This is a genomic window from Verrucomicrobiales bacterium (assembly GCA_016793885.1).
Classification (GTDB): Bacteria; Verrucomicrobiota; Verrucomicrobiia; order Limisphaerales; family UBA11320; genus UBA11320.
The window spans coordinates 58,416-72,293 of sequence record JAEUHE010000035.1 but is presented as its reverse complement, the minus strand read 5'-3'; the positions used below and the strand labels follow the sequence as shown (position 1 = coordinate 72,293).

Annotated in this window: 7 protein-coding genes and 2 tRNA genes; 1 reads left to right on the top strand and 8 read right to left on the bottom strand. The window is 59.5% G+C overall.

Annotation, left to right across the window (positions count from 1 at the left end):
- Positions 1–15: 15 nt before the first annotated feature.
- The 4 genes from JNN07_04775 to JNN07_04760 all read right to left on the bottom strand — a co-directional run bounded on the left by JNN07_04775 (position 16) and on the right by JNN07_04760 (position 3,354).
- A complete protein-coding gene (locus JNN07_04775; GenBank protein MBL9167033.1) occupies positions 16–1,083 on the bottom strand; it encodes a tyrosine-type recombinase/integrase in 1,068 nt (355 codons plus the stop codon).
- A 175-nt stretch (positions 1,084–1,258) separates the two neighbouring features.
- A tRNA-Cys gene (locus tag JNN07_04770) sits at positions 1,259–1,333 on the bottom strand.
- Positions 1,334–1,483: 150 nt separating this feature from the next.
- Positions 1,484–1,560 (bottom strand) — tRNA-Pro (locus JNN07_04765).
- Between the two features lie 261 nt (positions 1,561–1,821).
- Complete coding sequence (locus tag JNN07_04760; protein MBL9167032.1) at positions 1,822–3,354, bottom strand: SpoIIE family protein phosphatase; 1,533 nt, start codon at positions 3,352–3,354, stop codon at positions 1,822–1,824.
- A 607-nt stretch (positions 3,355–3,961) separates the two neighbouring features.
- Here JNN07_04760 and JNN07_04755 point away from each other — a divergent pair.
- Positions 3,962–5,287, top strand: coding sequence for a response regulator (locus tag JNN07_04755; GenBank protein ID MBL9167031.1), 1,326 nt, complete (start codon positions 3,962–3,964; stop codon positions 5,285–5,287).
- Between the two features lie 378 nt (positions 5,288–5,665).
- Here the strand turns inward: JNN07_04755 and JNN07_04750 are convergent, their stop codons facing one another.
- The 4 genes from JNN07_04750 to JNN07_04735 all read right to left on the bottom strand — a co-directional run bounded on the left by JNN07_04750 (position 5,666) and on the right by JNN07_04735 (position 13,714).
- A complete protein-coding gene (locus JNN07_04750) occupies positions 5,666–7,069 on the bottom strand; it encodes an ammonium transporter (GenBank protein ID MBL9167030.1) in 1,404 nt (467 codons plus the stop codon).
- 39 nt (positions 7,070–7,108) lie between these two features.
- Positions 7,109–7,447, bottom strand: a complete 339-nt coding sequence (locus tag JNN07_04745; GenBank protein MBL9167029.1) for a P-II family nitrogen regulator — start codon at positions 7,445–7,447, stop codon at positions 7,109–7,111.
- 957 nt (positions 7,448–8,404) lie between these two features.
- The gene (locus tag JNN07_04740) at positions 8,405–11,281 is read right to left on the bottom strand and encodes a VWA domain-containing protein (GenBank protein ID MBL9167028.1); all 2,877 of its coding nucleotides are present in this window, start codon (positions 11,279–11,281) and stop codon (positions 8,405–8,407) included.
- Positions 11,282–11,287: 6 nt separating this feature from the next.
- Complete coding sequence (locus JNN07_04735) at positions 11,288–13,714, bottom strand: hypothetical protein (GenBank protein MBL9167027.1); 2,427 nt, start codon at positions 13,712–13,714, stop codon at positions 11,288–11,290.
- Between the last annotated feature and the right edge of the window lie 164 nt (positions 13,715–13,878).

Here is a 13,878-nt window from a genome sequence, read left to right as displayed (position 1 = left end):
TGCAATGCTATGATGTTATCGCGATGTCCGTTCTGTGCTTTTGAAAACGCCCGAATTGACTGTGCTAATGGGCACAACTTTATCTAGCATCTGCTCCTCATACTCCTCCAGTGATGGGAGTCGGATATCGGCACCTTTGGCGTACGCGCGGGCGATGGCTTTGCTGGCATGACCGAGGGCTTGCATGGCGAAACGTTCCGGGTAGCCCGCTTTCTTGGCACGCTGTGCCCATGCGTAACGATAGGAGTGCAGAGTGGCGCCCTCGATGCCTAGTCCCTGACAGCGTTGCTTGAATTCCGTCGCCCGATCACCGCAGCGAACACTTCGGAGGTAGGGGAAAAGGGGGCCGCTGCTGGGAAGTGCTTTCAGAACCTTCTCGAGTTCAGATCCGAAATGGATGATGGCGACTTGATCGGTTTTGCGACGGCGATAGGCGATGGTGCGTTGGGTCCAATCGATGTCGTCAGCAGTCAGGTTGGCGATGTCGGATTGGGATCCGCCAATGTGCCAGCAGAGCTCGTAGAAGGATCGTCGCTCGGGATTGCCTTCGCGATCGAGGATTCGTTGATGTTCCTCCAAGGTGATCGCACGCTTTTCACCGTATCGGACTTCCGGCCACTGCCGCTTGGGAACGATGGGCCAAGGGAGCCAGTTCATGGAGATACAGAAGTTGTGGAGCTTGCGGAGGTGGACGTTGGTGCTGACCGTCCCGCGCCTCACTACGTCCAGAATTTGCTCGGCGGTGGTTTCCATGATGATGCGATCGAGCAAGGGCTGCAGAACTTCCTGGCGTCCGGCGCGGAACCAGCGTTCCTTCGTAGCGCCGTGCTTGGAGTTGATGATCCAGTCCAGGGCTTGTCGCCACGTGCGGGTGGCCACCCCGGAATCACTTCCCGCCAGGTAGGCTTTGGCGATTTGAAGGTTGAGGGAGGGTTGCCGGATGGCTTGGTTCTTGGCGATGAGGATTTGTTCGGCGGCGTCGCGGTCCTTTGTGTTAAGACTCTCGCGTTTGCCGGTGGTCGAATCGACGCAGTAGTAGGTGCTGCGTTCTCCCCGTTTGACGAGTCGGTATCGGTTCTTCATGCGGATGACGTGTTCGAAGACGTATCCGAACCGATGACCGAAACGGTTGCTCAAGTAGTGGGCGAGTTAACTTGGGTAAGCCCCGAGTTAAGATAAGCCCAGAAGTTGGTGCCCGTTTTGGTGCCCGTCAGGGCTCTCGACCCTCTCAAAACGCTCACACAGAAGTGTTTAGAATTGGAGGCGAGGGTCGGAATCGAACCGACGCATAAGGCTTTTGCAGAGCCCTGCCTTACCACTTGGCTACCCCGCCGGGTGAAGAACCTAATCGATCCTGTACTGCTCTGTTCGTGCTGTTCTGGTCGCTTGCCCACCCGCTCTCTCGCAGAACCGTCTCAGCAACATGGGCCAAGACTTAGGCCGGCTACTCCCAAACAGCGGACTCAAAGTCGAAAAACTTAAATGGTCGGGGCGGTGAGATTTGAACTCACGACCTTCTGAACCCCATTCAGACGCGCTACCAAGCTACGCTACGCCCCGACCATGGGCTCCCCACGGTCGCCCGTAGGAAGCCTGACCAATATGAAGAACCCGTTCCTACGTTTCAATCGGAATCTTTTTCGATCGGATTGGATGGGGATGGGAACCGAGAGGGACGGGGATTCGTCCAGCATGGACGACGCTACAGGGGGGCGGGAACCGAGGGGAACGACTCGTGACCTCGTCGCCTACAGGGGATGGGAGGGGGAATCGTCCGGGGACGGACGACGCTACAAGGAAGGAGGGTGGAAAGGCGGGAGGCTAGGTGGTAACGCGCATCACGATGGCGGTGACGTCATCGAGCTGTGGGCCTTTGCCAGCGAATTCCTGCACGGCCTCATACAAAGCCTGCACGATTTCTCGTGCGGGTTCAGTCCGATGGGCTCGGATCACTTCCAAGGCGCGCTCTATCCCAAACAATTCCTCGTCGGGAGCAGCAGCTTCCTCAATGCCGTCGGTCAACAGAACGATCAAATCCCCAGCGTCAAGCTGGAGGACCGAAGACTCGGCATATTCGGTGTTAGGACGCCGTCCCAGAGGTAAGCCCGTCCGCGGTAACTCCCGCTTCACGTTGCCTTCCCGATCAATCACATAGGCCGGCGGATGCCCAGCACTGACATAGGCCATCGAACGTGTCACCGGATCCAGTCGCGCCATGAACAGGGTGATAAATCGCGAAGATCCTACGTCCTCCGCCAAAATGGCGTTCGCTCGGGTTAGAATTTCGCCCACATTGTGGCGTCGGCCCGCTAACACCCGCAGATACGCCCGGGTCTCGGCCATCAACAAGGCCGGCCCGATCCCATGTCCGCTCACATCACCTAGCACCACACCAAGCTGGTTATTCAGCATGGGCAGGTAGTCAAAGTAGTCCCCGCCGGCGGCATCGGCCGGAAAGCTAGCACCAGCAATCTCAAACCCGTTCAGCTCCGGAGCACTCTTGGGGAAGAGTCGCTGTTGAATCTCCCGAGCGACCCGGAATTGCTCCTGCTTTTCGCGCAGCTCTTCCTCGGCCTTCTTTCGGGCCGTGATGTCGCGAATGAAACAGACGAACCGACGATGTCCGTCGAGTTCCATGTCGCTCATGCTGATTTCCATGGGGAACTCGGTCTTGTCGTTCCGCAACCCAATGGTCTCCAAGTTCCGCCAGCGGACTCGCACAGCTCCCGCCTTCAGGGTCTCTTCCAGCTTGGTCCTGAGCAGGCCTCGCAACCGCTCGGGCTGCAGGATCGAGAACGGCTTCTCAACCAATACATCGGGTGGATAGCCAAAAACCTCCTCCACAGCGGGGTTAACGAACTGCATGTGACAGTTCTCATCCATCAAAACCACGCCGTCAGGGGAGGTTTCCCACAACAAGCGATAGCGTTCCTCGCTCTCTTGGAGGGCACGTTTGGCGGTTTTTTGGTCGGATCGAATCGACGCCTCACGCAATTCCCGCTCCACCGCCGGGGCCAACCGATTTAGGTTCCCCTTCATCAGGTAGTCGTGCGCCCCAGCCTTCATCGCCGCCACAGCGATGTCCTCGCCGATCCCCCCCGAAACGATGATGAACGGCAAGTCCAACCCGATGCTCTGCACATACTTCAACGCATCTAACGCATTGAAAGTAGGCAGGTTATAGTCCGCGAGAATAATGTCCCACACCTTTTCCGTCGCCGCCTCGGCCAAGGCTTCCGAGGTCTCAACCCGGTGCATAAAGGGGTCGTAGCCGGCGCGGCGCAGCAAGCTAATCATCACTTGCGCATCGAACTCAGAATCTTCCAACACCAGCACTCGCAGTTGTCGTTTCATCGCGAAACCCGACGTAAGGGCCATCTCAGCATCGACCGACCGGGCGATTTATTGAGACCCACTCGCCAAAACTAAGGAAAGCCCCGCAGGAGGGCTAGCGAATTTCCGCTTGAGATCTAGAAGACTTCACCTACTATTCGGCCACCAAACTAATCCGCCACACCCTTGAGCATGGATGTTATAATGGTCAAAAGGCGGGCACATGGATGTGAGTGCCCTACCTATAGCGCTTTAACTTCTCTTAAGGTTCTTGCACCTTGGGTTGCCCGCAGGCATGGGCAGAGGTCCTGGTCCGGGGCGTCTCGAGACGTCTTTCAATTCATGTCTGACGGAAGGGGGAGGAGTCTCTCGTCCGTTGGTTTGTTTCACTTCCGCTGGGGTTTCCGGAAAGCTGCTGATCATCCCCTGATTAGCAGCGCAAAGGAGACTTATTTCTGGTTTGGATCGGGGGGTCCCCTCCCCCTCCAAGCTCCGAAGAAAGTCGTGCAGCGCAACTCCGCTATCCCAGCGGCTTACCGTGTGACAGGCGGCAGCAGGTGGGAGAGGCGACGGCTGGGTGGCCGTCCTGCGGAGTGTCACCAGCGTTTATCGCGACCCAAAAGCAGTCATGCCAACACCGTTGCCGTTGGAAAGCCGAAATGAACTCGGCGCTACTGCTGTGCTCACCGACCACCGTGAGCCAGCCCCGCCCCGCCCCGCCATCCTGCCGCGCCTTCTGATCGTTGATGACGAAGAAGGCCCGCGGGAGTCGCTGCGGCTCGTGTTCCAGGAGGACTACCAGATCTTCGTGGCGTCCAGCGCTCGCGGTGCCTTGGAGCTGCTGAAGACGCAAAGCGTCGATGTCGCGATCCTGGATATCCGCATGCCAGGCATGACTGGTCTGGAGCTCCTGGAGGAGGTTCGCCAGCTCGATCCGACCATCGAAGTGGTGATGCTCACCGCTTATGAGACGCCCGAATATCTGCGCAAGGCTCTGCGACTTCGCGCCTGCGACTATCTAAACAAGCCCTTCGACGTGAAGCAGATTCGCTCGGTGCTGTCGACGGCGATGCTGCGTCGGACCACAAATAAGGAGGTCCAAGACAACATTCAGCGGCTGGAAGAGATTCGCGAACAGGTCCATGCCTTGAAGGTGAAGGAGGAGACGATGCGCACACGGGGCGAGATCTACGCGAGCATCATCCACGACATCAACGGTCCGCTCACCATCATTTCGGGATTGGTCCAGATTATCAATCAGCGACTCAGCCAGGAGTCTTCCGTTCATGGCGAGGACCTGGAAGTCATCAAGGATCGCATGCGCCGCGTCACCCGGCAGGTGACCAACTGCATTGAAATCTCGCGACGCTATCTTCGGTTGCTCACGCCCAACTCTCAGGAATCGGGCAAGGTGTGGGTGAACCAGATCCTGACCGACCTGGGCGATCTGGTGCGCGCGCTGCCCGATGCCCGCGGACATGAGCTGCAAATTCGTCCCCTGCCCAAGGATGTGATGGTGCTATTGAATGGCACCGACCTCATCCAAATGCTGTTGAACATCACGATCAACGGGCTGCAGTGCTCACGCGAGCGTCATGTGGTGGAAGTACGCGGGCAGGTCCTGTTAAAGCCGCTCGACATCTCCCTCTTCAACGACAATGAGAACGAGCGGTTTATCAACCGGGAAGAGTTTCAGAATATCACGCCCTTGATGGCGCTTTCGGTGACAGACAACGGCCCGGGCATCGCTCCGAACGTCCTGGAGCGCATCTTCGAGCCCTACTTCTCCGGACAGCCTTCCGGCAAGGGCGCCGGCCTGGGATTGTGCATTGTGCGACGGCTGCTGAAGGAAAGCCGAGGCGGCCTGCATGTGCACTCCGAGGTTGGGCGCGGGTCGGTGTTTACTCTCTATCTGCCGGCGCGCATGAGTGGGCCGGACCCCTTCAAGGGCTAGGAGGCACTGCGTGCGGGAAGACAGAAGACCCTTGAGTGAAGAATCGAAATTCGTTGTGGCGCGAGAGCAATAGGCGGCCCCAAGGACTCCTTACGTTGTCCCCTACAGTCCTGAGTGTAGGGGCCGAGGTAACGAGGCTTGGTTCATGGAGAGCACGTCCTGCGATTCCCAAGGCATACCTCCGCACGCAGTGCATCCTACCAGCAAACGCCGTCGGCGCGATCCCATAAGTCTCGGCATCTCACAACAGGCGTGCTCTCGCGCCGACGGTGTTTGGTGCCAGCCCAAAAAAGACACACGCCGCGCCAAGGACGGTTCACGGACCGTCATTATTGGCGCGGCGTGGTGAAAACCACTCCAGCGATCGAAGGCCGCGGCTTAGCCGTGGTAACCTTCTTCGCCGTGTTCAGCCAGATCGAGACCCGCGGTCTCAACCTCTTCGCTCGGCCGCAGACCCACAACCGCCTTCACGATGAACGCGATGACAGCGGTGGCCACCACCGACAGGACCAAGGTGACCACGATCGCTTTGATCTGGGCCATGAGCAGCCCGTCTTTGACACCGGCCACCACCGAGTTGGCCTTTTCATCGGCCAGGATGCCGGTGAGCAAAGCGCCGAGCGTGCCACCCACACCGTGAACACCGAAGGTATCCAAGGCGTCGTCATAGCCGAGCCAGGCCTTGAGCTTAGCCACCGCGATGTAAGGGATGATGCCCGCGAGAACACCGATCACCATGGCGCCGTTCGTGTTGATGAAACCGCACGCCGGAGTTACCACCACGAGACCCGCCACGATGCCGGAGCAGAAACCGAGGACGCTGGGCTTGCCGCGCATCAACCATTCCGTCATCGCCCAGACGAACCCGGCGGTCGCAGCGGCGAGCGTTGTGGTCGTGAAGGCATTGGAAGCGATGGCATCGGCGCCGAGAGCGGAGCCGGCGTTAAACCCGTACCAACCCACCCAGAGCATGCCAGTGCCGATCATACACATCACCATGCTGTGCGGAGGCATCGGAACCTTGCCGAAGCCAACGCGCTTGCCGAGGATGATGCAGAGGACCAGAGCGCTCCAACCGGAGCTCATATGGACCACCGTTCCACCAGCGAAGTCGAGAGCCTTGATGCCCGCATTCGGGTTCAGCGCACCGCACATGAAACCGGAAGTGGCCCACACCATGTGGGCGAGCGGGAAGTAAACCACGAACATCCAGAGCGCCACGAAGAGCAGGACCGCGGAGAACTTCATGCGTTCGGCGATGGCGCCGATGATCAGCGCGGGAGTGATGATGGCGAAGGTCAGCTGGAACATTGCCCACATCATATCACTGATCCAGTGATAGCCGGCACCGACCTTGCCCGGTTCAAGTCCTTGGAACATGGCGTTGCCGAGATCTCCGTAGAAGGGATTGGAGCCCGAGAACGAGAAGCTGTAGCCGCACAGCCACCAGAGGATCGTCACCAAACCGGCAATGCCCATGCACTGGGCGAGCACGGACAGCACATTTTTGCGGCGCACCAAGCCGCCGTAGAAAAGGGCAAGACCGGGAAGCGTCATGAACAAGACCAAGGCGGTGGACACCATCTGCCAGGCGTTATGTCCCGGGCCAGGTCCGGCGATGTTCGAGGGGGCGTTGGTTTGTCGAGCCGTGTTGTTCATATACGCCTCGATATCGGCCAAGCGGTCTTCGATGGACGGAGGCGCAGGATCGGCGGCGGATGCGGTGAACGAGGCGAACAGGGCGAAGGCCAGCAAGGCCAGTAGAGAGAGAGACTTTTTCATTGGTATCATTGGGATAGTGTGGTTCTAGCTGAGCGAGCTTCAGACGGCTGCTTCTCCTTTCTCCTCAGTTCTAATGCGCACGGCTTCCTCCACCGGGCTTACAAAAATTTTACCGTCGCCAATCTTCCCTGTTTTGGCGGCCTTGATAATCGCCGTCACTGCCGAGGATACCTGCCCGTCGCTGATGACCAGCTCGAGTTTGATCTTCGGGAGAAAGTCGACCGTGTATTCGCTGCCGCGGTAGATCTCAGTGTGACCCTTCTGGCGGCCGAAGCCTTTGACTTCGGTAACGGTCATTCCCTCAATGCCGACTTCGCTGAGGGCATCCTTTACCTCCTCGAGCTTGAAAGGTTTGATAATGGCTTCGATTTTTTTCATAGGCGCTTAACCAAGACGGGGGTTGGAGTTCAATCGCCGCGGCACGAACGAAACCGGCTTGGTATGAAGGCGCGTCTCCCTCAGGGGGATAGTCGCGACGTTCTCGATGTGCTTCAATTTGTTCATTGAATGCGGCATGCCCCCTTAAGCAGCGTGCTTGCCATCTACGAAAAGAGTTTTTTGACACCTCCTTAACTTCCGTGTTGAAAGCGTTTTCTGGCGAGTATGAACAAGGTAGTTCTTAGTAATCAAAGTGTTGCATTTTGATCACCTCTTCGTTTTTTAGCCAATTCAGGGCCTTCTGCGGCCAAAGAAGATCACGTCAGGTTCGAAGCCGGCCCTCGGAAATCGAAGCGGGGACATAGGGCCCACGGAACACGAGGACCCCACAGATCTGCAGAAGGATTTGCGAAGGCCGGGCCGACTGAGGGTACTTACCCGATTGGAGGAGCCGCCGTGATTATGGAGTGCTGTAGCCCTCTACAGCTTTTCGGCACCCCCGGAGGGGGATCCCAGCTCCGCTGGGAAAGTCAAAGCGGTAGGGGTCTCTAAGCATTACCCACAAGTTCGGAATGCTTCGGTCCCTATCCCAACGGGATTGCGCTTCAAAGCCCAGGGTTGGGAGGAACGAGCTACCCTGGGGAAAACGCCATAGAATTCACACGAGTGAACTATAAGCCTCTTCGGACCACTTCGTGGTCAACCCCATCGTGGGTTGCGGTTTGGTTGGGGGTGTTAGCCGATCCAGTCGCAACCCGCGATGGGGTTGTGAGAGAACGACGACTAACCCAGGGTAGGCGCTCCGGCTTCGCGCCAACCCTGGGCTTTGAGGGGGAATCCCTTTGGGATTCTAACATATGGTCGAGGAACTTGTGGGTAATGCTTAGAGGGGTCTACCGCACTCCATAGGGTCAGGCTGTCGGACCTGTCCCCACCGGACGCGAGTCCGACGGCCTGCTAGTCGGGCTTTTTCTGGGCGCGGCGCTTGGCTTCCAGGAGTCGACTGGTGGTGGACGTAGGCGTGGGTTGCGCGGCCGATGCGGGTGACGGTGCTTCGGGCGACGCTGCTGGTGTTGAACCCACGGTGGCCGAAGCTGGGATTGGCGTTTCGACCACCGGCTGGGCGGGACGGAACAAAGCGGGATCGGCGGTCGGTGCCGGCTGCTGGCTGCGAACCTGATCACGACGCGCGAGCAGGGCTGATAGCGACTCCTCCGGTTTCCCCTCCGGCACGGATGGTTTCCAAAAGAACAATCGTCGCCGCCAGCGGTTGGCAAACTTGGCAACATCCTCCGGATCCAGATCCACCCGTCGCAGACCCACATCGAAGGTAAATAGCACCACAGCCAGCTTGAGCAGCCACTCCCAAAGATCGTGAGCTTGAAATGTCTTCTCTCGATTCAACCGGAAAGGGACATCCTGGGGATTGGCTGGATCCAAAACCTTGCCTCCGCCCGCTTCGGCCAGACGGTGCAACAAATTCAGGTTTGGGCTGGGCGCCGCAAACTCCGGAGAGAAGTTCACACTCGCTCCGAGGACTTGGGAGGCACGCACCTTCCCGTCCTTCATCTCCATCACATTGAGCACATACGCGCCCACCTCGCGCGTTGCAAAGCGCGCCTGATAACGTCCGGCCCCGTTTTGTTCCAAGCGCACCGTCTGCCGCTCTCCCTTCGGGCTGACCACCACGGCTTGCAGGTTGAGAAAGTTGCGGTAATTGCCTTGTTCATCGACGGCCTCCAGAGTGATCAGGCCTTCGCCCTTGTCGATGTTGACCTCGGTATTGAACTCGGCATTGTCCAAGCGACGCAACGACCACTGGGCGATCTGCGACCAGAACTGCTGGTAGCGATCCCACGACAACCATGCGCCCGACCACTTGGCCTGCGCATCTGAAGTGAAGGCTACGGACCGTCCCAGCCCATATTGCCAATGGGCTAAGATGGGATCCCCCTTGTCCGATACCAATGGCGTCTCGGCACGGGCCTTGGGCGAGGTCGAAACATAGCCCCGCAGGGTGGGATACTCCGCCGGCGGGATGCCGCGGATCAATTCGCTCGCCGCGGCCAGCTTCGGTTGGAACGGGTCCTCAAAGATGGCAGACTTCAAAATGACCGCCGCCTCCTTGAGAAAAATCTGGGGCAGCTCATCGGGAGAGCGTACATCGTAGAATCTTCCATTTCCCTTCGCGGCGATGGCCATCATCGTATCAGGACCGGCATGTCCCGAGATCAGCACGGAGGTGACCGTGATGCGGGCATCGCGAATCTCCTGCATGAGCGCATCGGTAGGCGGCCCGGGATCGCCATCGCTGAAAACGATCATGTGTTTGAGGTTCGCCGTTGATTTGGCCAACGAGGCGTGGGCGCGCTCCATCACTTCTTGAAAGCTGGGCAGATCGCCCTGGTTCATGCCGGCGATCTGCTTTCCCGCCTCCTCCTTGTCGCCGACGGGTGCCAACTCGAAAAGCCAGCGAACCACCCCATCCCACAGCACCACGCCCATTTCGTCCTGAGCGTTGAGAGCCTCGAGCACCCCGAGCGCACAATCGCGCGCCACTTGGTTGCCGTTGGCGAATTCCATACCGTGCATCACCATCGCAACGGCGCCCTTGGGCAGGACTTTTTTGCTGTCCAGCTCCATGCCAACTGGCAGCACGGCCTCCAGCGGGGTTCCGCGGTAGCCACCGGCAGTGAACGCCTGGTCCCCCCCGATGCAAACGAGGCCAACCCCAAAATCCCGGACCAGGCTTTCGATGGTCCGGAGCATGCCGCTGCTAAAGTCTCCCGCCGCCACATTGCTGAGAAAGATTCCCTCGTAACTCTGGAGCTCGGCGAGCGATGTGGGCATGGCTCGCACATCCACGGACGTTACCTGAAGCCGAGCGCTGCGCAGCGCGGCCAGGAGGGGCGCGTCTTGTGAGGGGTTCGAGGAAACCAGCAGAACGCGTGGCTCGCCTCGCACCCCGGTAAAGGCGGTGCCTCGATTGTTTTGAGGCAAGGAGTCGCCGCCGACCTCCAGCTGGGCGTCGTAGCGATAGAATCCAGAGTCATCCAGCTGCTGAGAGAACGAGAACAAATTCTTGCCGGGCGTCAGGACCACCTTTTGCTCCCCCAAGAGCTGATCGTTGCGATAGATGCGCAGCACTCCATTCTGATTCTGACTGGCCTCGATGAACACCTTGGGTTCGAAGGCCTGACCCTTCTTCAGACGCGACGGCACCGTCACCTTTTCCACCGATGCATCCCCTGCCCTCTCGACCCCCCGAGGGAGCACATCCAGGGTGACCCCCAGAGGCCGGGCCGCCAGCAGCGAGCCCATGGCATCACCCACGTTTTCGTTTCCGTCGGACACCAGCACCAACCGCTTCTGACCTTCCTCCGGAAAAGCCGCAGTGCCCAATCGGATGGCGGCTGCGATGTCGGTTCGCTCGGCGGAGATCACCGCATTGATCCGCTGGAGATCGAGCATGGAACTGGCCGTTGTCTCCAGCGCCGCATCGGCGGCAAACACCAAAACGCCCGCCTTGTCCCGAAGCTCCTTCTGTCGCACCGCCTCATTGACATAGCGCAGGCCGGCCTCCTGTTGCGGCGAGGGAATGCTGTCCGACCGATCCAGGAGGAAGAAGACGTTCATGGAATCCACCGGCTCGCGTCGCTGCAGCCCAGCCAGCGCCGCGACGACCAGGAGCACCAGCAGTATCCGAATCGCCAGCGTGGTATTCCTTTTCCAGCGCGTCAGCGAGGTATCCGAGAACCAGGCCACCCATAAAACCCATCCCAGGGCAGGCACGAGCGCCAGCAACCAGAGCGGATGGGTGAATTGAAAAAGCATACCTGGTTAGCGTCGAATCAACTTTTGCACCCGGTGGTTGCCGGAATCCGCTACATATAGATTGCCGCGGGAGTCGAGCGCAATGCTCCAGGGGTTGCCAAATTGTCCGGGAGCAGACCCATAGCCCCCGACCACCTCCAGGGATCGGTCCGCGGCGTCGAAGACCTGGATACGGCTATTCCCAAACTCGCACACGAATTGCCGGCCTTGGCCATCCACTTTAACATCGTACGGATAACTCAGCTCGCCCTGCCCTGCCCCGGCGCGACCGTAGGCCCGCAGCCACTCGCCCTCGGATGAAAAGACTTGGATGCGATGATTGCAGGAATCAGCAATGAACAAACGGCCGGAGGCGTCCACATCGATACCCTCCGCCCGATTGAACTCTCCATTGCCGAGACCCGGCCGCCCGAAAACGCTAATCCAGGTAGGCTCAGGGAGTCGGAACGACTGTACCCGGTCGACAAGCGTGTACTCCGTCAGCCACAGGCGTCCCTGAGCGTTCACGGCTACTGAACGCGGAAGAGTGAGCTGGCCCGCATTGGTGCCCGCGGTTCCCCAGCGGCGAACCAGGCGTCCATCGGTGGTGAAATGATTCACCCGCTGGTAGTGCGGCTCCACCACCACAATGTTTCCCTCCTGGTCACAAGCCATCCCTTTGGGCTTTCCCAAGTCGGTCTGCGCCAGCTGCCACATGAGGAGGAATCGACCGTCGGGGGAAAACTTCTGCACCCGAGCCGTCAGGTCGACGACATAGAGATTGTCCTCTCGATCCACCGTAAGCGAGCGCGGCTTGTTAAACTGGCCGGCGGCCGTCCCCCGCTGGCCGAGAATTTCAACACGCTCAAACAGCGCACTGGGAAGTGGGGCCGAGGCAAGCGGAGCGGAGGTGGGGGAAGAGGGGGTGCAGCCGCTGAGGAAGAATGGAGACGCGAGCAAGCCCAGCTCCCCTGCTCTGCCCAGGCCCAAATGACCCGCCCGTGAAACACCAGAAAGGCGCCGAAGCGTGCCAGATCCAAGTCGCCACAAAATCCAGGGCAAAGCGGCGGCAAGAATCAGTTGAAGACACAGGGCGTTCACTTGGTCGTTGTGCCCGTAATGGAGCAGGTTGAAGATTCTGAGCGCAAGCGTTTCCCCACCGGGGACCTGCAGCAAGGTCATCACTTCCACGTCCCAGAGTACGATCAAATACAAAATATACCAGGCCGCAGCGCAACCAGAGCTCACTTGAGGCCACACCACCCGCAGACCCGCGTCGCGTCGGGAGAGAGGCATCAAGGCCAAGGCATCCCGCAAACCTGGATCAACCCGACTCAAAGCCATCTTGGCTCCGAGCCATCCGATGACCGCCACATGCACGGTGAGAGTGGCGATCGCCAAGCTCGAGGTCCCGTAGAGCGGAAACACTGGCACCGCTCCGGCCCAAGCGATGGCGACGATGGCAAGCAGCATTCCAGGAACGAGGAAGACGAGGGCCAAAGCTCCGGTCACGACGGAGTCGCGTCGATCCTTCGCCTCAGAATCGAACCCCGACCGCCGGTCCGAGAAAGCCCGGTGGCGAAAGGCCCAGAGTCCGGCCAGCAGGCCAATCGTGGCCACGATCGCCCCATAGCGAATCGAGGTGATCATGGCGGGAAATCCGGCTGCAAAGGCCGAAGGCAGCTCCGCCCAGGTCCGTCGGCTGATCACCAACTGGAGAAGCGGAAGACCCAGGGCCAAAGCCAAAAGCAGCCCTGCCCCGAGGCCCAAGGCTCGCACAGGCCCTCGGCCCAGCTGCTGCTTCCAAACCGTGGACGCGACCCAGCCATTCCAGGACGGCGTCCCCAGCCAGCGAGTGCGGCATCCCAGCACTACGCCAAGCGGCACAACCCAGAGCGGCCAAGCGGTGCGCAGAGCGGCCCAGGCATCGAGATCCGTGGAGTACCGCGTCCAGACTTCCGCGGCCAGAACCTTCACTTGCAGCAAGGTCGGCACGCTCACCTGATTGATGCTCAAGGCGAAGACTAGGAAACCTGAGAGCAGCAAGGCGTCACGACTGGTCGGAGCGAGCAGACGTCGGAAGAGCCGGAAGCCGCGCAACTCCGGCTCGATCTCCAGCCAGCATCGAGGCATCGCCGACCAACACGCGGTTAATGCCAGCGCAGGCAAGGCCCAGTATTGCAGAGACAGCAGCCCAATCACCCCGCCGATCGTGAAAAGCAGAGGGGGCGCTCCCTCCCACGGGCTCGCCGGCGTGCCCACCAGATCCAGCCAGGTATTCGTTACCAAGAAGGACGGAAGCATGAGAGTGATCATCGAGGCCAGCCAGACCAGCTGTTGGCCGAGTCGAGAGAGAGTCCGAGCCCACAACGCCACCACCACGCCAGCGCCCAAGGAAACCAGAACGGTTCCCACCCCCACCACGAGACTGTTGGCCAGAGACGCCACGATCATCCCAGGTGGGACAACTGAATTGGGTTCGTGCTCACGCCGCCCAGCGTTTCTCCTGGTCCCTGGGAATGCAATCCTGAGGTGCCATCGCAGACGATTTCCCGATTATACGTACACGTATTACAATCACCGTTCCAAGGTTGATCTTATCGAATCGCTGGCGCAAG

Bases quoted from the DNA above. Each gene is read 5' to 3' on its own strand.
- JNN07_04775 (MBL9167033.1), bottom strand. From the start codon at position 1,083: ATGAAGAACCGATACCGACTCGTCAAACGGGGAGAACGCAGCACCTAC.
- JNN07_04760 (MBL9167032.1), bottom strand. From the start codon at position 3,354: ATGAAACGACAACTGCGAGTGCTGGTGTTGGAAGATTCTGAGTTCGAT.
- JNN07_04755 (MBL9167031.1), top strand. From the start codon at position 3,962: ATGCCAACACCGTTGCCGTTGGAAAGCCGAAATGAACTCGGCGCTACT.
- JNN07_04750 (MBL9167030.1), bottom strand. From the start codon at position 7,069: ATGAAAAAGTCTCTCTCTCTACTGGCCTTGCTGGCCTTCGCCCTGTTC.
- JNN07_04745 (MBL9167029.1), bottom strand. From the start codon at position 7,447: ATGAAAAAAATCGAAGCCATTATCAAACCTTTCAAGCTCGAGGAGGTA.
- JNN07_04740 (MBL9167028.1), bottom strand. From the start codon at position 11,281: ATGCTTTTTCAATTCACCCATCCGCTCTGGTTGCTGGCGCTCGTGCCT.
- JNN07_04735 (MBL9167027.1), bottom strand. From the start codon at position 13,714: ATGATCGTGGCGTCTCTGGCCAACAGTCTCGTGGTGGGGGTGGGAACC.